Genomic DNA, 17,893 nt, shown 5'->3' on the forward strand with positions numbered 1-17,893 from the left:
TTGGGTCTAATCCTCGCGTTTGAGTGGGCGGGCCATCAGCCCGGCTACCACGGTAGCAATATTGGCGTCGCCGCTGAGCACGGCGTGCATGGCGGCAATCAGGGGGGCGTCGACATCCAGGCTCTTGGCCAGGGCGTCGGCCACCGGTGTGGTGGCAACGCCTTCGGCCAGCTTGGCGCCCGAGGCGATAATCTGCACAACAGTCTGGCCGCGGCCCAGCGCCATGCCGAACTGGTAATTGCGCGACTGTACCGAGGTGCAGGTCAGCGTCAGATCGCCCAGACCGGCCAAGCCGGTCAGCGTGGTCGCCGAGCCGCCCATGGCTTTGACCATGCGGGCCATCTCGGCATAGGCGCGGGCAATCAGGGCCGAGCGGGCCGAGGCGCCCAGACCGGCGCCATCAACGGCACCACAGGCAAGGGCGTAGACGTTTTTCAGCGCGCCGGCGATTTCGACACCGATGCGATCATCGCTGGCATAGGGACGGAAACTGGGGCCGGCGAGCGCGGCGGCCAAGGCAGAGGTCTGATCGGCGTCGTCACCGGCCAGGGTAACGGCGGTGGGCCGACCCGCTGCAACGTCGGCGGCGAAGCTGGGGCCCGACAGCACATAGGGGATGGCGTCGGGCGCCATATCGAGCAGGATTTCGCTCTGGCGATCCAGTGTGCCGGTTTCGAGCCCCTTGGCCGAGAGCACGACGGGTCGGTGCGCCAGCAAGGCGGGATCAAGTGCGCCCAATGCGGCGCGGCTCGATTGGGCCGGCACGGCCAGAATAATGATATCGGCGGGTGTGGCCTGCATGCTGGCGCTGACGGCCTGGTGCAGGATCTGCTCGCCGAGATAGCGCTGATTGGTGTGGCTGGTATTGATCTCGTCGACTTGGCTGGCGTCGCGCACGACGAGGCGTACCGTGCGGCCTGCCATGGCGGCCGCCTGCGCCAGTGCGGTCCCCCAGGCACCGCCCCCGATTACCAGTACGCTATCAAGTGACATTGGTGGCCACCTTCATGTCGGGCAGGTCGAGCGGCCAGCGCGGGCGTGCGGTGACGTCGAGCGGATCACTGACCCCCAGGGCAAAGCGTTCAGCGCCCGCCCAGGCAACCATGGCGCCATTATCGGTACACAGCGCAATGGGCGGTACGATCAGCGCCGCACCTTCTGCCTGGCAAGCTGTGCTCAGTGCGCTGGCAATGGTGCGATTGGCAGCGACACCGCCGGCAACCACTAGTTGCGGCTTGGCATCGGGCAGTTCGGCCTTGAAACGCTGCAGCGCCTGTGTGGACCGGAATGCGATGATTTCGGCAACCGTGGCCTGAAAGCTGGCTGCAATATCGGCGACGTCCTGATCGCTGAGCGGGGCCAGCGCCTCGGCCTGCAGGCGCACAGCGGTCTTGAGACCGGAGAATGAAAAATCCAGCCGTGCCTCGCGTAGCAGGGGGCGGGGAAACTTGAACCGTCTGGGATCGCCCTGCCTGGCGACCGCTTCAACCGCCGGGCCGCCGGGATGGCCCAAAGTCAGCAGCTTGGCGACCTTGTCGAAGGCTTCGCCCAGCGCATCATCTATCGTGGTGCCCCAGCGTTCGTAATCGCCGACGCCGCGCACCAGCACGAACTGGCTATGCCCGCCCGATACCAGCAGCATCAGATAGGGAAATGCCACGCCATCGGTCATGCGGGCAGTCAGCGCATGGGCTTCAAGATGATTGATGGCCAGCAACGGCTTGTCGAGCGCGGCAGCGAGGGCCTTGGCGGTGGTCAGGCCCACCAGCACGCCCCCGACCAGGCCGGGGCCAGCCGTGGCCGCGATCGCATCAATATCGGCCAGCGCGATATCGGCCTCGCGACAGGCCTGGGCGATGATATGGTCGAGATAGGTGACATGGGCACGCGCGGCCAGCTCTGGTACCACGCCGCCGAATGCCGCATGTTCATCGAGCTGACTTCGGACCACATTGGAACGAATCGTTGAGTGGCCGAATTGGTCTCGTACAACTATTGCGGCTGCGGTTTCATCGCAGCTGGTCTCGATGCCAAGGATTATGGCTGGCGCTTGCCCGGTCACGATGAACTGGTTACTCCCTGATGGGTGTCTCTGCCTACTATAGGACCAAATCACATTGCAATCGCCCCAAGCTTTCGCCCGGATCGGAACACGCGGCAGCCCGCTGGCGCTGATGCAGGCGCGTCTGGTGCGCAGCCTGCTCGCTACAACCCATGGGGTGAGCGAGGACGACATCGCCATTGAGGTCCTCTCGACGGGCGGTGATCGCAGTCAGGCCAGCAATGCCAGCCTGAGTGAGATTGGTGGCAAAGGGCTGTTCACCAAGGAAATCGACGACGCCATGCTCAGTGGCCGGGTCGATATCGGCGTGCATTCAAGCAAGGATGTGGCGACGCGCCTGCCCGACGGGTTGGCGCTGGTGGCGTTTCTTGAGCGCGAAGATGTCCGCGATGCCTTTTTGTCGGTCAAAGTGCAGAGCATTGATCATCTGGCCGAGCGCGCCAGATTCGGCACCTCCTCGATTCGGCGGGCAGCGCAGGTTCTGCGGCAGCGCCCCGATCTTGAAATCGTGCCGTTCCGTGGCAATGTCGGTACCCGGCTGCAAAAACTGATCGATGGCGTGGCCGACGCGACGTTGCTGGCCATGGCCGGGTTGAACCGACTGGGTGAAGGCCATCGGGCCACGGGCCAGCTGGACCCCGAGATTTTCATGCCCGCCCCGGCGCAGGGCGCTATCGGGCTGGCGGTGCGTAGCGATGACAAGCGGATGGCCGCGCTGGTCTCGGCGCTTGATCACGCGCCAACCAATACGACAATCACCGGCGAACGGGCCATGCTGGCCATTCTGGATGGCTCCTGCCGCACGCCTGTAGGGGCGTTGAGCAGCTTGGCGAACGGGCAACTGACGCTGAAGGGCCAGATCTTGAGCCTGGACGGGCAGACCGCGTTCGACAGTACGGCGAGCGGCACTGACCCGCTGGTGGTGGGGCGCGCCGTGGGTGAGGACCTGCTCAAGCAGGCCGGGACCGAATTTCTCGCCAAATGGGCACAAGCATGAGCCAGATGCTGATAACCCGTCCCGAGCCGGATGCGCAATCAAGCCTGGCGCGGTTGCAGGCCCTCGATATCGAGGGCGTTGCGGTGCCGTTGATGGAACGGGTGACGCTTGATGTCAGCCTGCCGCCCGCCGATGGATTCGCGGCGGTGGTGCTGACCAGCGCCAATGCGGTGCGCACGCTGGTGGATCGCGGTGTGGTCGGCGATTACGCGCATTTGCCGGTTCTGGCGGTGGGAGATCGGACCGCGCGCGATGCTGAACAGGCCGGATTTGTCCGGGTCAGCAGTGCTGCCGGTGCATTTGGTGATCTCGTCAACGCTATTAGTCTGTCGGGCCTGAAAGGGCCGCTATTTTATCCTACAGGCAAACATCAGAGCGCTGATCTGGCCAAGGCCCTGGCGCCGATGGGTGTCATGGTCGCCACCGCCAAGGTCTATGACATGGTGGCGATCGAGACATTGCCGACAGGTGTGCTGGCCGCATTGGGCGATGGTGGCATCGGGGCGGTGCTGGTCTATTCGCGGCGGACGGCCGAAATTTTCGCGCAATTGGCGCAGAGTCTGGACCGCGCACAGCGGCAGAATCTGGGCATGTTGTGCATGAGCGAAGCGGTGGCAGAACCGCTGCTGGAAGCCCATTTCAATCGCATAGGTCTGGCTGATCGGCCCGACGAAGAGGCGATGATGGCGCTGGCACTGGGTTTTGCCCGCGCCCAAACTGGGTCATAGTCGAAGTGAACAAGAGGACTAGCTGAGATGGCGGATAGCAAGGACCCCAAGGCAAACGAAGCCCGGCCGGGTGCGGTCAAACCGCCAGTGCTTGATCTCAAGGCACGAGCGGTGGGTGCCGAGGCCAACAAACCCGAGCCGAGCAAGAGCGATGCCGGTACCGCTGGTGTCACCAGCGCCGCCAGTGCCGCAGGCGCCAGCAAGCCAGCCGGGGCGAGTGCACCCGGCACTGGCGCAACTGGTTCATCGGCATCGGCCGACAAGGCCAAGCCAGGCGACAAGTCGACCGAAAAACCCAGGCCCAAAGCGGTGGTTGAGGAAAGCTCGGGCTTTGGCTTTGGGGCAGCGCTGGTAGGCGGTCTGTTGGGTCTGGGTGCTGCCTATGGTCTGGCCTATGCCGGCCTGTGGCCGACGCCGCCCGCGCCGGTTGCCGTGGCCGATCCGCGCCTGGCGGATTTTGGCAAGGCCATTCCTGAACTCGAAACCGTGACGCAGACAACGCAGTCTGAACTGGCCACGCTCAATCAGCGTATTGCCGCGCTGGAACAGGCCGAACCTGCTGTGGCGCCCGAGGCTGCCGCTCCACTCGATCTGGGTGGGGTTCAGAGCGACATTGCGGCGCTGAGCGCCCGGGTCGATAGTCTGGCCGAAGCGCCAGCCACTGCTGCCAATAGCGGTGCGGTTGATGCGCTACGCGGTGATTTTACCGCTCTGGGTGGCCGCATCGATGAACTGGCTGCCCGGGTTGGCACCGCCGAGGCCAGTCTGCGCATACTTGAAGGCACTGTCAGCGAAACCAGCGCAACGCTGGCCAAACAGCCCGGTGATATCGGGGCGGTGCTGCAATTGCCGCTGATCCTGTCGGGGCTCGAGACTGCCTTTGCGACGGGGCGCCCCTACGAAACCGAACTTGCCACGCTGCGGGCCGCGGCGCCCAAGGCTGACATTCCCACCCTGATTGCCAATCAGGCGGCGCAGGGGCTGACCCGTCCCGACGTGATCGCGCGCGAATTCGATGCCGTGCTGCCAGCCATTCTGGCGGGCCGCCCAAGCGATCCCGATGCGCAGTGGCAGGATGGTGCGCTGGACTGGCTGGCCGGAGCCATCGCCCTGCGGCCGACCGGCGAAATTGACGGCGATACGCCCGATGCCATCACCTCCCGGTTGATTGGGGCGGTGGAGCGGCGCGACTTTGCCAGCGCGCAGAACCTGCTGGAAAGTCTGCCCCCGGCCATGCAGGCGGCGGCGGGCGATGTACCCGCGCTGATTGCTGAACAGGCGCAGGCCGAAGCCTTTCTGCAGAGTCTGCGCAATTCGGCGCTAAGCGGCGAGGTCGCGCAATGATCCGTCTTGCTTCCTGGATTGTGGGCAGTCTGATCATTGCGGCGCTGGCCGCCTGGATGATCTCGCTGCCGGGCACGCTGACGCTGGAGGTGGCGGGCTATCGCATGCAGCCGCGGCTGGGCGCGGCGGTCTTTATTTTCATCGTCGTCGCCATCGTGGTGATCTTTGTCTGGGCGATTGTCCGGCGCATCATTTCGGCGCCGCGCGCCATGGCGCGCCGGTCGCGTGAGCGGCGGCGCGAGCAGGGCGTGGAAGCACTCAGTGATGCCATGATCGCGCTGCAGGCCGGTGACCCTGCCCGTGCGCGTGCCCTGGCGCGCGATGCGCAGGCGCGCCTGCCCAGTAATGCTGCTGCCAAGCTGCTCGAAGCACGCGCGGATCTGGCGCTGGGCGACATGCCCGCAGCGCGTGAGCACTATCGGGCTCTCATCGCCAGCGACCAGACGGCTCTGGCGGCGCTGACAGGGCTGTATGATCAGGCCCGCGCGCAGCAGCGACCTGATGCAGCCCTGACCTTTGCGCGCAAGGCGCTGAACCTGGCTCCCAATAGCGGTTGGGCCGCCGAGGCGGTGTTTGATGATCTGAGCCGGCGCGGGCAGTGGGCCGATGCGGTGGCAATGGTCAATGCCGAGCAGGCGGTGAGCCGCGAGGATCGGGCGCGCAAGCGTCGTCGTCAGGCGGTGATTGAAACCGCGCGGGCGCGCGAGGCCGAAGCCAGCGCGCCGCTTGAAGCGCTCGAGCACGCACTGACCGCCCTCAAGCTGCTGCCGGACTTTGTGCCAGCGGCGCTGATCGCCGCACGCATTCACATCAATCGCGGCGATACCCGCAAGGCGATGAGCCTGCTGCGCCGCATCTGGCGCGCCACCGGTCATCCCGACATCGCTGCACTCTATGCTCACGCCCAGCCCGGCGCCTCGGCTGTCGACCGGCTCAAGCGGATGGGCGAGATCATCGAGACGCCGCCACCGCATCGCGCGGCCGGCATGGCTTTGGCCCGGGCGGCGATCGATGCCTATGACTGGTCGCTGGCACGCAATGCGCTGGCGCCCTTTGAAGGTCCGGACGCCACCCAGGGTGTCGCCAGCCTGATGGCCGAGATCGAAGAAGGCCAGAATGGCGATCAGGGCAAGGCGCGCGAATGGCTCGCCCGTGCGGTGCGGGCGCCGCGTGATCCGGTGTGGACCGCAGATGGCATGGTCAGTGACGAATGGGAGCCGGTGTCGCCGGTGACCGGACGGCTGGATGCCTTTGAATGGAAGGTGCCCATGACCGCCACCATGACCGCCTCGGCGCGTACGGGTGAGGGTCAGCCTGCACAATTGCCGAGCCAGGCTGCCTTGCCTCTTGCACCGGCCCAAAACCCAACGTAAAAGGCCTCCCGTTGCCGCATTAGCTCAGTTGGTAGAGCACATCATTCGTAATGATGGGGTCAGGTGTTCGAGTCACCTATGCGGCACCATCCCTTTTGACGATCTGGCTGACACGTGTGCCGCTGCTGATGGTTCAGCCGCAGGTGCTTGTTGTCGAGTGATTATGCCCCGGGCAGGTCACGACCCGAGGCAAATGGCCATAGCCGTTTCAGCAGGGTTCTGCCTGCAGGGCGGACAGGGCTGTCTCGTAAGCCTGGCGTGCCGAGGCGCCGACGCGGCGATTGTCGGTGTCGGAGACAGTCTGGGAGAACAACTGCTGGCGCTCGGCCTGCGTCGAGAGGAAGAACGGAAAGCGCTGCGCCACGCGCGAGCGGATCGAATCCACGCTGGCCGAGAATAGGGCGACCGGGAAGTGCAGATCGGGATAGGTCCGTTCCTCACTCAGCCGCTCAGAGCCAAACACGCGCTTGTAGAAGGCGCCATGTTCGGTGCGCACGAGTGCCAGACACTGATCGGCCTGAAACTGCACCGATGCCATGGCAGCGATGCGCAGTGTCAGGAAGGGCAGGGCCGGATAGGCCAGCGAGGCTTCGTGATCGGCCGTAAAGCGGCTGGGATCGATGAAGGTCAGGCCGGTGTCAAGCATGGGCCCCAGCACATCAGGGAACACCTTCATGCTGGGTGAGCGACGGTGGGTCGCTGTCAGATGGTGCAGCCGGATCGAGCTGACCAGTTGGCCATCGATATAGATGCCAAAGCTCATCGCATTGGGTGCACGATCAAGGTCGTCAATGCAGATCTCTTCGGGATTGTGATCCATGAACCCTTCGCGCGTGTAAGCGCGATAGCGGAGCTTGTAGATGGGATCGTCAATCACGCCGGGATCAACCCGGGCATAGCTCACCTTGTCGAGAATATCGAGCAGGGCGCCCGCGAAACGGGAAGGTGTACCGGCTTTGGCGGCAGCGGCACTGTCGGGGTCGATAACCATGAATTGCTCACTGTCCCACTCTGATACGGACAGGGTAACAATTGCTTAACCATTTTATAAGCTGAACGCGTATTCTTGGTTAATCGAGGGAACTTAGCGCATGATCAGTGGCGGGCGCCGGCGCGCTTGGCAATGGGTTTGAGATCGCTGCGATGATGGGCCTGCAGCAACCGGGTCATGGCCTCCAGATTGAGCGGCGGACCATAGACAAAGCCCTGGATCTGATCGATTTTGGTCTGTGAGGTCAGCAGGTTGAGCTGTCCTTCGGTCTCAACCCCTTCGACCGTGATCTTGAGATCGAGGTCCTTGCCCAGCTGGGCAACATTGGCCAGCAGGCGCAGAGCCTGGGGATCGGCTTCGATGTCGATTACAAAGCTGCGGTCGATCTTGAGCTTGGTCAGGGGTAAGGCCTGAAGGTAGCTCAGCGACGAATAGCCGGTGCCAAAATCATCAAGCGCCACGCCCACGCCCTTACGGCACAGGGCGGCCAGCGCCATGGTGGCGGCTTCGCGTTCCTCGATGACAGCTGACTCTGTAACCTCAATTTCGAGGCGATGGTGCGGCAGGCCCGAGACCTTGATGGCGTCAAGGACCATGGATTCCACATTGCACGCCCGGAAGTCGCGGGCCGAGAGGTTGACGGCAATCGTGGTGTCGCCGGGCCAGGTGTTGCAGTCGCGGGTTGCCATGGCCAGAACGGCACGGGTCAGATCGGTGATCAGGCCAGTTTCTTCGGCAATGGGAATGAACAGGGCCGGCGAAATCGGCCCCAGTTCAGGATGGTCCCAGCGCGCCAGCGCTTCACAGCCGACAATGCGGTTTTTCCGGGGATCGACCACTGCCTGATAGGCCAGGGTGATCTCGCCCCCTGCAATGGCCTGCTTGAGGTCCTGCTTGAGTTGCTGGCGCAGCTGGTACTCGGTGTCCATGCGCTCGTGGAACTGCACAACTTTGGCCTTGCCGGTGCCCTTGGCGGCGTAGATGGCCAGGTCGGCCTTGACCATAAGGCTTTCCAGATCGTCGCCACTATTCTCGCTGATCACCATGCCGATACTGACATCGACCACCATGCTGCGGTCGGGCAGGCGCATTTCGGCACCCATGCTGGCCAGCACGTGTTCGGAGCGTTCGGCCAGGAATTGCGGGGCGATGCCGTCGGCGCGGAAGGCGATGAACTCGTCGCCGCCAAGTCTGGCGCAGATGGCGTTTTCGCCGAAGGCCAGAGGCAGGCGGCGGCCCATTTCGGCCAGGACGCTGTCGCCGGCGATATGACCCATTGTATCATTGATGTGCTTGAAGTCGTCGACGTCCACGATCCACAGCGCCACATGGGTGGGGTGTCCGGTTTCGCGCCGTTCGCGCAGAATAGCCTCAACCTGCTGGGCAAAATAGGCGCGATTGGGCAGGTTGGTCAGCGCGTCATAACGCGCCATATAGCTCATGCGCTCTTCAGCGATGATGCGGGCCGAAATGTCCTCAAACAGCAAAACGGTCTTGGGACCGCGCGAGGATACCGAAACTTCAAAGTGCCGGCCGGGCCGCACACTGAGCAAGAGCTTGCCGCTGGAATGGGCGGCAATCAGCGAGCCTAATTGATCGCGCGCCGCCTTGGGCATGGCCTGGCTGTCGACAGCCACGTCGAACAGTTCGCTGGCGGGGCGGCCGATCCAGCTTTGGGAATTGGGCAGGTTAAAGGCCTGCAGGGCCTGACCATTGGCCACCTCGATGGTGCCCGCATTGTCGAGCATCATCAGGCCGTGTTCCAGCGTGGTCAGGGCGGTATCGAGCTGAGTGGCGAGAGCAGAGGCAGCAAGGCGACCGTGCACAGCGCGCAGCAGAATCTGGCGAGCGCTGCCGGCAATGCGGCGCAGACTGGCAAAGAAGGGCAATAGCAGCAGGGTCAGCAGGGCGTAATAGATATTGCCAACCAGCAACAGGCCGAGGGCCAGCGGCACGGCAATGAGCAAGACCTGGATGGTCATCAGCCGGTCGATGGCAAAATTGCGCTGCGACACGCCCACCAGCACCGAGACCGAGACCGAGGCGGCGGTCAGTTCGGCAAAGGGGTCATCGACCAGCCAGAAGCTGACCATGCACCATGTTCCGTAGATCAGGGCGATGGCGGCGGCGCCAATGGTGGCGCGGATTTCCCAATGCAGGGCAAGACGGACATTGGTGTCGGAGAGTTGAACGGCGTCAAAGGCGCGCATATCGGCATTACGCACCAGCCCGACCAGAATGAACAGGCCAACAAAAGCGCCCAGGATCATGGAACGTGCTTCAAGGGCCGCGACGGCAGCAGCCAGCGCGGAGCCAAAAGCGCCAAACAGCATCGAGCGTCGATCCGCATACAGGGAGCGGATCATTGACACATAGTCTACTGGCGGCAGAATCTTGTGGGCGGCTTCAAACACCATTGCCCGTTCCTAATTCCCCGATTTCCGGCGCTAATTGCAGTCCGGATCGGGTCTGTGGATACCGTCAACTGACGGCTCGTGGTCTAGATACGCCGGAATTGGCGGCCCTTTGCTTGTGATCAGTCAACAGCAGGCCGGTTAAGATGGTATTGCTGTTGGGCCGTACTTGTCCGTATGCGCCACATTTCCGTTGGCCAGAGTGAATCCCTGCTTAACTTCGGGGCCGGCTCTATTGCACGGCCGCGCCTGGTGGAGCGTTCCAGTTCGCCTTGAGTTGGGCAATGGCAGTCTGGGGTTGCATGGTTTCATCGCTCCAGAATGCCTGGCTGGTGGCCCAGATCTGCTCGATCCAGTCGGCCCGGGCGGTCAGATGCGGCGTCGGCAGGGCAAACCGGGGGCGGTCCAGTGCGCTCAAGAGCATGCCCGAGCAAGGGTCGACAGCGCCCTGGGCATCAAAGCGGATCGGGGTGGACCCCTTGGCGGCGGCAAAGGCGGCCTGATTGGCTGGGTCAACCACAGCGTCGGCAAAGGCGCGGACGGCCTTGTTCATGGCCGGCGTCGTGGCATTCATCAGGCCCCAGCTATCGATGGTGACCGGCAGGGCCCTGGCGCCGGGCAGCAACATGCAGCCATAGTCGGTGTCGAGTTGCTTGCCCGCGGCACGCCATTCGCCCTTCATCCAGTCGCCCTGGATCTGCATCAGTGCCTGGCCCGAAATCACCATATTGGTGGCGACGTTCCAGTCCCGGTCGCGCGCGCCAGGATCGGCGGCCTGCTGGAAACGGCGCAGCCAGACAAACACCTCGGCCAGGTCTGGATCATCGAGTGCGGCCTTGTCGGGGGTCGCACCATAGAGCGCCTGATAGAGGTCGGGACCGCCCAGGGTGGCGACCAGGGAGTGGGTCAGATAGCCGATCTGCCAGGTTTGCGCGCCGATGGCGAGCGGCAGGTATCCGGCATCGCGAGCCGCTTCCATATCGCGCCACATGGCGTCCAGACTGGTCCAGTCTCGCGGGTCGATGCCGATTTCGGCGGCGATGGCATGGTTGTAAAAGATGGTGGCATCGGCGTGGATAGTGGCGGGCACCTTGAGAATGCGGCCATCAATGGTGATGGTATCGCGCACGACTTCGGGCAGGTTCTCGAGCAGGCCATTGGCGGCAAACTGGGCATCGAGCGAGAGCAGTTTTCGGCGCTTGTGGAGAGTGCGATAGATCGCCGGCGGCATGTGCAGGAAGACATTGGGGCTGGTGCCCAGCGCGATCAGGTCCAGCACGGTGGTGTTGGCATTGGTGTCGTGCGGAATGGCCAGCGGCACCCATTGGTCGCCATTGTCCTCGACCGCGTGGCGCAACACATTGAGCGCCGCCAGTTCGGCCGGTGATCGCCAGTCGTGAAATACGACAAGATGTTCAGCCTGGGCGATAGGCGCGCCCAAAAGGGTCACTGCGAAAAATGCAGCCAGTGTTTTGGTCCAAGCGATGCGCTGTTCCTCCCGGCGCTGTGTCAGCGGGCCTGCCGACCGCGTTAATTGCGGTTCTGTGAGACTGTGACCCCTGCACTGATGATCTGGTCGCCTGTGCCTGGCGCAATTGCCAAGCCATTGGTGACACAAACTGGCGGCAAGCTGTTGCCGCGGCGTTAATCGCAGTGCCTTGGAAGCGTCGCTTTGCACGCTTATTGATGGCGGCGTTAACAGACTGCCAATGGGTGATTTATGGTTGAGAAGCTGAACGATGCCGCCCGCGAGACGGCTCTGCGCGGGCTCAATGGCTGGATCTATGATGCAGCGGATGACGCCATCAGCCATGTGTTCAAGTTCAAGGATTTCTCCGAGGCGTTCGGCTTTATGAGTCGGGTCGCGCTGGCGGCGGAAAAGGCCGGTCATCACCCGGACTGGTCCAATGGCTACAATGTGGTGCGGGTGAAATTGACGACCCATGATGCGGGCGGGCTGAGTGCCAAGGATGTGGCGCTGGCCCAGGCTATTGATCGCATCGTGGGCTGAGCCTTGCGGCCTAGTGAAAATTGCGGCCTTCGGGCAGAGCAGCATAGGCGGCCCGGCGGGCCTTTTCGATTTCCAGCATCGCCTTGTGGTCGCGACCGGGCTGGGGGCCTGAGCGGCCTTCATCGCCGCGCGCCAGTATCCTGTCGCCAATGTCCTGGCCATGCGCCAGATCGAGCAGATGATGTGTCATGTCGGTGAGCTGTTCGGCGATGATATGCACCACCAGTCCCTCGCGCTGGAGTTGTCCGCGCACCGCGAGCAGGCGGGCGCCCAGCACGGTCTTGCGATTGGCTTCAAAGGTTTTTGGCCAGATCACGATATTGGCGATACCGGTTTCGTCCTCGAGCGTGGCAAAGATCACCCCGCTGGCCGTGCCCGGTCGCTGGCGCACCAGGACCAGCCCGGCCACTTCGATGCGGCTGCCCGGTTTGACATTGAGCAATTGATCGCAGCGCGTGGTGCGGCGCGCTTGCAGCATGGGTCGGATGAATTGCAGCGGATGGCCCTTGAGCGAGAATGACAGTGTCGAATAATCGTGAATGACCTCCTCGCCAGGCAGCATTTTGGGCAGGCCGGTTTCGCTGTCGACATCGGTCTGGACGCTGCCGGCGGCAACAAATAGCGGCAGGGTATCGGCGCCATGAGTGCCGATCAGCCCCTTGACCGCCCAGAGCGCTTCGCGGCGCGACAGGCCCAGCGAGGCAAAGGCGTCGGCGCGGGCGAGTTTTTCGAGACTGGCAATGGGCACCTGGGTGCGCAGCCAGAGATCGCGCACCGAGTCATAACCGGCGCCGCGGCGGGCCACGATGCGGTTGATATCGGCCTCGGCCAGCCCCACGGCATGGGTGAGACCCAGACGGATCGCCCTGGTGGCATGGACATGGTCAGCCATGGATTGGTGCTGGGGCCAGAGATGGTCGCGGGCGGGGCGGCTATCGCCTTCGAGCACGCATTCGAGATCGGACAGGTTCACATCGACCGCGCGCACCTCCACGCCATGCTCGATAGCATCGCGGATGATCTGGGAGGGAGCGTAGAATCCCATGGGCTGGCTGTTGAGCAGGGAGGTGGCAAACACATCGGGGTAATGGCATTTGAGCCAGCACGAGGCATAGACCAGCAGGGCAAACGAGGCCGCATGGCTTTCGGGAAAGCCATATTCGGCAAAGCCCTGGATCTGGGCGAAACAGTTCTTGGCGAACTCTTCGGGGTAGCCATTGGTGCGCATGCCGGCGATAAATTCCTCACCGAACTGGGCGATCTTGCCAGTGCGACGCCAGGCGGCCATGGCGCGGCGCAGACTGTCGGCCTTACCGGGAGAAAACCCGGCGCCGACAATAGCGATCTGCATGGCCTGTTCCTGAAACAGTGGAATGCCCAGCGTGCGCCCCAGCACGCCCTTGAGCTTGTCATCGTGATAGATGGCCGGCTCCAGCCCCTGCCGCCGCCGCAGATAGGGATGGACCATATTGCCCTGGATCGGGCCGGGTCGGACAATGGCCACCTCGATCACCAGATCGTAGAATTTTTCCGGCTTGAGGCGGGGCAGCATGCTCATCTGCGCCCGGCTTTCGATCTGGAACACGCCCAGCGTGTCGGCGCGCTGGATCATGGCGTAGACCTCGGCCTTTTTGGACGGGTCGGGATCGATTTCCTCGGCGAGCAGATCGACCAGTGCCAGCGACTGGCCATAATGGGTCTGCATCAATTCGAAAGCGCGGCGCAGGCAGCTGAGCATGCCCAGCGCCAGCACATCGACCTTGAGAATGGCCAGGGCGGCAATGTCGTCCTTGTTCCATTCAATGATGGTGCGGCTGTCCATGGCAGTCTTGGAGATCGGCACCAGGCTTTCGAGTGAATCGCGGGTGATGACAAAGCCTCCCACATGCTGGGACAGATGGCGCGGGAAGCCGCGCAGCACTTTGACGACCTCGAACATCTGGGCCAGCGTGGGATCATCGGGGCTGAGCCCGATGGTTGTCAGCTCCCCCAGATCGATGCCGGCGCCCCAACCCCATTGCAGGCCGTTGAGCGCGGTGACGGTATCGTCAGAGACGCCGAACACCTTGGCGGCCTCGCGCATGGCCGATTTGGAGCGGTAGGAAATGACATTGGCGGTCAGCCCGGTGCGCTTGCCGCCATATTTTTTGTAGATATAGGCCATCACCTCTTCGCGCCGTTCATGCTCGAAATCGACGTCGATATCGGGCGGTTCGTCGCGTTCGGTGGAGATGAAACGGCCAAATACCAGGGAGCTGGTTTCGGGGTCGACCTCGGTGATTTCGAGACAGAAACACACCGTGGAATTGGCAGCCGAGCCGCGGCCCTGACACAGGATCTTGCGCTCATGGCGGGCGAACATGACGATGTCATGCACGGTCAGGAAATAGGCGGCATAGCGTTTGTAGGCGATCAGGCAGAGCTCGGACCAGATGGCGCGACGGGTCTTGTCCGATACCCCGTTCGGATAGCGCCTGGCCGCGCCGGCCCAGGCCAGCCGCTCCAGGGTCTGCTGGGCGGTTTCGCCATTGCCGATCGTCTCTTCGGGGTAATTGTATTTGAGCTGGTCGAGCGAAAAATCGATGCGGGCTATCAGCTTCTGGGTCTGGTGCATGGCGTCGGGATAATCGGCGAACAGCCTGGCCATTTCGCGCGGCGGCTTGAGGTGGCGTTCGGCATTGGCGGCCAGCTGCCAGCCGGCGGTTTCGAGCGTCAGATGCTGGCGAATGCAGGTCACGACATCCTGGACCATGCGGCGGTTGGGCTGGTGATACCGGACATCATTGCTGGCCAGCATGGGCGCGTTGTGGCGTCTGGCGAGCTGGTCGATGCGGTTCAGACGCGCCCGGTCGGTGCCATCAAAGCGCGTGGCGGCGGCGACCCAGACGCGGCCTGGTGCCTGTTGGTTCAGCGTGGCCAGCGTCTGTTCGGTCAGGCCCCAATCGGCTTCATCGGGCACCAGAATGAACAGCTGCCCCTGGGCATGGTTTTCCGTTGGCCCCTGCTCGGTGGTCGAGCCGGGATGGCCGGCGCCGAACAGGTCCGACAGATAGAGCACCGGCTTGCCCTTTTCGCCGCGCTGATTGCCGATGGTTAACAGCTTGCACAACCGGCCATAGGCCAGCCGGGTGCTGGGATAGGCGATGATGTCGGGTGTGCCATCGGCAAAGCACAGCCGCACGCCCACCAGATAGCGAAAGCCGGGGGGCGCTGGCTCCATGTCGCGGGCGGCCACATAGCCGCGCACCACCCCGGCAAAGCTGTTGCGGTCGGTCAGGCCGAAGCCGTTCAACCCCAGATGGGCGGCGGCATTGACCAGCTCCTCGGGGTGCGAGCCGCCATGCAGGAACGAGAAATTGCTGGTCGAGACCAGTTCGGCAAAGGGAGGGGCTGGCGGCCGGGGGCGTGGCGGTGCCGCCACGGGCGCCTGCATCAGGGTGATCAGATCGCTCATGCGAACAGGCCGTGCAGATACCAGACCGGGCTGGCATCGGGGACATAAAGCCCTTCGCGATAGATCCAGAAGCGACGGCCCATGGCGTCTTCGGCGACATAATAATCGCGGGTGACGGCTGAAGGATTGAAACGCTCAAGCTGGGGCACATAGGGCGGTGCCTTGGGCTTTTCGCCGGGCTTGGGCGGGCGGGGGATTTCGGGCGGGGCCAGTTGCAGGCGCTGGCCACTGCGCCACCATTCAGCGCCCAGTCGTTCGGGCCCGGCAGCCTTGGTGATGCGATAGCTGACGCGGCGCCAGATCATCGAGGCAGGCAGGCCATCGGGCACTTCGGCATTGATGGCGATGGGTTCGGGCACGGGTAGCAGGCGCAAGGGGCGCTGCAGGGGTGGGCCGGGCTGGTTGGCGGGGGTTGCCGCATGCACCATGGCCGGTACCAGCCGAGCGGCGCGCTCGGGAATATGGGTGGCCACGAACTGGGTGCGCAGCACGGCCATGGTGCCCAGCCGGCTGCTCATGCGGTCCTGCAGCTGGATCAGGTCGGCAGCTCCATCATCGGTGGCAAAGGCGCCCAATTGGGTGCCATCGAGCTCGCCCACCGAGCTGACGGCCAGCCGGATCATGTCGATGCCGAAACCAGCATCATATTCGCCCGAGAGCCGCTCGGCGCGATGGGCGAACAGCTTGGCGATATGGGCAGGGTCGCGGGTCAGCCGCGCCGAATTGACCGAGAGCGCCATCACCTTGTGATCGACGCGATAGAGAAACAGATGAAAGGTCTGGGCCCCGAGCCCTTCGGCCTGCAATTGATGGCCCAGTTGCACGGCCAGATCCTGGGCGGTCATCAGCACATCATCGAGCAGGCCGATGGGTTCGGGAAAGCGCCGTTCGGCATAGCGTTCGGCAATGGGCAGGCGCGGCGTCATACGCTCCTCGAGCATGCCATAGGCCTGATCGAGCCGGGTCAGCAGGCTGATGCCGAAGCGGGCCTGTAGCGGCTTGCGGTCGCGCGGGCGCAACTGGGCCAGGCTGGTCAGCCCCATCTGGGTGAGCCCGGCGATCTGTTCGGGGCTCAATCTGAGCGCGCCTACGGGCAGGGCGTCGAGCGCAGCGCTGAGTGCTTCCTCCTGGACCACCTGGCTGCGGGCGAAATGGCTGACCGCCCAGGCGGCGCCAATGGTGGGGGCGATGGCGCCAGCCACGGTATAGCCCAGCGCGCGCAGCCGGGTGAGCAGGGTGATCAGCATGGCGCGTTCGCCGCCGAACAGATGGGCGACCCCGGTAATATCGAGCACCAGATCGCCGAACCTGGCGACATCGCCCAGCACGGCGACCAGCGGGCTGGCATTGGAGTGCCAGTCAGCGAAATCGGCAAAGGCCGCTTCGAGCATGGGGCGGTCGATTTCGCGTACGCTCAGATCGGGCAGCATGGCGCGGGCGTCGGCCAGGTTCTGGCCCAGACGCAGACCGGCCCGACCCGCCTCGATATCCATGGCGGCGAGCCGCAGGCCGCCCTTGATGCGTTCATAGAGCACCAGCGGACCACTCAGGGTCGGGTCAGCCCGCTTGAGGTAGTCGGTTGGCCAATGGGGCAGGAACAGGCTGAGAAAGCGGCGTGTCGGCCGCAATGACATAGGGGCGGCGGGCCGCATCGCGTGTGGTAAGTCCATCTTGTGTCCAGCCCAGAAGCCATTGGGTTTGAGAATCGCGGAGCACCCCTTTCTCCAATTGCACCTGCCAGCGCGGCGCGCCGGGGGCCAGGGCATCAAAGCGCCGGGCGGCGCTGAGCACGGGGGTGACGCGCCAGCGCAGATGGGCGGCGCTGGCTTCGCGGCCCGTGCCATAGCGCAACAGCAACATGGAGCTGCCGGCGTTGGTGGTGCGCAGACCCAGTCGACGGCTGGCGGTGAAATCGAGCATTTTTTGATGGCCGGCAATGTCGGCGACCACGGCGGCCACGGCGCGACAGGCAATGGCTTCCTCGGCGGCCCAGAGCAGTTCGGTCATATTGGCGGCGCGCACCAGCACCAGCGCATCGGGGTCAAAGCCGAAGCTGATCAGGCCCGGCCCATAGGGCAGCCCCATTTCCTGCCCCTCCTTGGCCAAGTGCAGATAGATCACCGCCGGGCGGCTGGTACTGATCAGGCTGCGGGCCTGGGCCAGCGCGAAACCAAGCGCCGCGCCGGTGTGGCGGCGCTCATCGGCAAAGACCTCCTGGAGCAGGCCGCCAGCGGGCATGGGGAAACCGCTGGCATCGTTGCGCAGCAGCGGACGGGCCTCGGCCAGTGCCGGCTTGCGCTCGATATCGGCAATGGTATCCCGCAGCGCGGCAAGGCGCTGTTGGCGATCCGGCAGGGCCATGGATCGTGACCTCGTATGTGAACAAACAGGGAACAATTAGACTCCGAATCTGATCAGAGTCGAGTCCTTTTTCCGCCAGACAGGTCAGGTGCGGGTGTGGCCATTGCGCATCAAACCCGGTCAAGAGCGCGTGAGGCAGGCAACTGACCATTGAGGAA

The 17,893-nt window shown here is 63.8% G+C and carries 13 protein-coding genes and 1 tRNA gene; 6 read left to right on the plus strand and 8 right to left on the minus strand.

Annotation, left to right across the window (positions count from 1 at the left end; all coding sequences use genetic code 11):
* Window positions 1–6 precede the first annotated feature (6 nt).
* Both AC0L37_RS00085 and tsaD read right to left on the minus strand, forming a co-directional pair.
* The gene (locus tag AC0L37_RS00085; RefSeq protein ID WP_282222333.1) at window positions 7–993 is read right to left on the minus strand and encodes an NAD(P)H-dependent glycerol-3-phosphate dehydrogenase; all 987 of its coding nucleotides are present in this window, start codon (window positions 991–993) and stop codon (window positions 7–9) included.
* A complete protein-coding gene (gene tsaD, locus AC0L37_RS00090; protein WP_473315463.1) occupies window positions 983–2,041 on the minus strand; it encodes a tRNA (adenosine(37)-N6)-threonylcarbamoyltransferase complex transferase subunit TsaD in 1,059 nt (352 codons plus the stop codon). The genes AC0L37_RS00085 and tsaD overlap by 11 nt, the downstream gene beginning before the upstream one ends.
* 76 nt (window positions 2,042–2,117) lie before the next feature.
* On the opposite strand from tsaD, the gene hemC reads away from it, so the two are divergent.
* The 5 genes from hemC (at window position 2,118) to AC0L37_RS00115 (ending at window position 6,593) form a co-directional block, all read left to right on the plus strand.
* On the plus strand, window positions 2,118–3,059 hold the full coding sequence (gene hemC / locus AC0L37_RS00095; protein WP_282222331.1) for a hydroxymethylbilane synthase: 942 nt from the start codon (window positions 2,118–2,120) through the stop codon (window positions 3,057–3,059).
* Complete coding sequence (locus AC0L37_RS00100) at window positions 3,056–3,787, plus strand: uroporphyrinogen-III synthase (RefSeq protein ID WP_282222330.1); 732 nt, start codon at window positions 3,056–3,058, stop codon at window positions 3,785–3,787. The genes hemC and AC0L37_RS00100 overlap by 4 nt, the downstream gene beginning before the upstream one ends.
* Before the next feature lie 27 nt (window positions 3,788–3,814).
* Window positions 3,815–5,131 (plus strand): COG4223 family protein, encoded by a 1,317-nt coding sequence (locus AC0L37_RS00105; protein ID WP_282222329.1) that lies wholly within the window; start codon window positions 3,815–3,817, stop codon window positions 5,129–5,131.
* A complete protein-coding gene (locus AC0L37_RS00110) occupies window positions 5,128–6,504 on the plus strand; it encodes a heme biosynthesis protein HemY (RefSeq protein WP_269371199.1) in 1,377 nt (458 codons plus the stop codon). Before AC0L37_RS00105 ends, AC0L37_RS00110 begins: the two co-directional genes overlap by 4 nt.
* 13 nt (window positions 6,505–6,517) lie before the next feature.
* Window positions 6,518–6,593 (plus strand) — tRNA-Thr (locus AC0L37_RS00115).
* A gap of 119 nt (window positions 6,594–6,712) precedes the next feature.
* Here the strand turns inward: AC0L37_RS00115 and AC0L37_RS00120 are convergent.
* From AC0L37_RS00120 to AC0L37_RS00130, 3 genes are all read right to left on the minus strand, one after another.
* Window positions 6,713–7,495 carry an N-acyl amino acid synthase FeeM domain-containing protein gene (locus AC0L37_RS00120; RefSeq protein ID WP_212659914.1) on the minus strand — a complete coding sequence of 261 codons (783 nt, stop codon included), beginning with the start codon at window positions 7,493–7,495 and terminating at the stop codon, window positions 6,713–6,715.
* Between the two features lie 104 nt (window positions 7,496–7,599).
* The gene (locus AC0L37_RS00125) at window positions 7,600–9,912 is read right to left on the minus strand and encodes a putative bifunctional diguanylate cyclase/phosphodiesterase (RefSeq protein ID WP_212659913.1); all 2,313 of its coding nucleotides are present in this window, start codon (window positions 9,910–9,912) and stop codon (window positions 7,600–7,602) included.
* A 229-nt stretch (window positions 9,913–10,141) separates the two neighbouring features.
* Complete coding sequence (locus tag AC0L37_RS00130) at window positions 10,142–11,359, minus strand: ABC transporter substrate-binding protein (RefSeq protein WP_282222328.1); 1,218 nt, start codon at window positions 11,357–11,359, stop codon at window positions 10,142–10,144.
* 270 nt (window positions 11,360–11,629) lie between these two features.
* Between AC0L37_RS00130 and AC0L37_RS00135 the strand changes: the two genes are divergently transcribed.
* Window positions 11,630–11,920 (plus strand): 4a-hydroxytetrahydrobiopterin dehydratase, encoded by a 291-nt coding sequence (locus tag AC0L37_RS00135; protein WP_212659911.1) that lies wholly within the window; start codon window positions 11,630–11,632, stop codon window positions 11,918–11,920.
* Window positions 11,921–11,930: 10 nt separating this feature from the next.
* On the opposite strand, the gene AC0L37_RS00140 is transcribed toward AC0L37_RS00135, so the two are convergent.
* Genes AC0L37_RS00140 through AC0L37_RS00150 form a run of 3 tightly spaced genes read right to left on the minus strand, consistent with a single transcriptional unit; the run spans window position 11,931 to window position 17,735 of the window.
* Window positions 11,931–15,374: an error-prone DNA polymerase gene (locus AC0L37_RS00140; RefSeq protein ID WP_473313779.1), complete on the minus strand. Its 3,444-nt coding sequence runs from the start codon at window positions 15,372–15,374 to the stop codon at window positions 11,931–11,933.
* Window positions 15,371–17,008, minus strand: coding sequence for a Y-family DNA polymerase (locus AC0L37_RS00145; protein WP_473313781.1), 1,638 nt, complete (start codon window positions 17,006–17,008; stop codon window positions 15,371–15,373). Before AC0L37_RS00145 ends, AC0L37_RS00140 begins: the two co-directional genes overlap by 4 nt.
* Window positions 16,932–17,735 carry a hypothetical protein gene (locus tag AC0L37_RS00150; RefSeq protein WP_282222324.1) on the minus strand — a complete coding sequence of 268 codons (804 nt, stop codon included), beginning with the start codon at window positions 17,733–17,735 and terminating at the stop codon, window positions 16,932–16,934. The genes AC0L37_RS00145 and AC0L37_RS00150 overlap by 77 nt, the downstream gene beginning before the upstream one ends.
* Window positions 17,736–17,893: the final 158 nt, after the last annotated feature.

This window comes from Devosia sp. J2-20 (assembly GCF_055808475.1).

Bases quoted from the DNA above. Each gene is read 5' to 3' on its own strand.
- AC0L37_RS00135 (WP_212659911.1), top strand. From the start codon at position 11,630: ATGGTTGAGAAGCTGAACGATGCCGCCCGCGAGACGGCTCTGCGCGGG.
- AC0L37_RS00140 (WP_473313779.1), bottom strand. From the start codon at position 15,374: ATGAGCGATCTGATCACCCTGATGCAGGCGCCCGTGGCGGCACCGCCA.
- AC0L37_RS00150 (WP_282222324.1), bottom strand. From the start codon at position 17,735: ATGGCCCTGCCGGATCGCCAACAGCGCCTTGCCGCGCTGCGGGATACC.
- AC0L37_RS00110 (WP_269371199.1), top strand. From the start codon at position 5,128: ATGATCCGTCTTGCTTCCTGGATTGTGGGCAGTCTGATCATTGCGGCG.
- AC0L37_RS00100 (WP_282222330.1), top strand. From the start codon at position 3,056: ATGAGCCAGATGCTGATAACCCGTCCCGAGCCGGATGCGCAATCAAGC.
- AC0L37_RS00125 (WP_212659913.1), bottom strand. From the start codon at position 9,912: ATGGTGTTTGAAGCCGCCCACAAGATTCTGCCGCCAGTAGACTATGTG.
- AC0L37_RS00145 (WP_473313781.1), bottom strand. From the start codon at position 17,008: ATGTCATTGCGGCCGACACGCCGCTTTCTCAGCCTGTTCCTGCCCCAT.
- AC0L37_RS00105 (WP_282222329.1), top strand. From the start codon at position 3,815: ATGGCGGATAGCAAGGACCCCAAGGCAAACGAAGCCCGGCCGGGTGCG.
- AC0L37_RS00085 (WP_282222333.1), bottom strand. From the start codon at position 993: ATGTCACTTGATAGCGTACTGGTAATCGGGGGCGGTGCCTGGGGGACC.
- AC0L37_RS00120 (WP_212659914.1), bottom strand. From the start codon at position 7,495: ATGGTTATCGACCCCGACAGTGCCGCTGCCGCCAAAGCCGGTACACCT.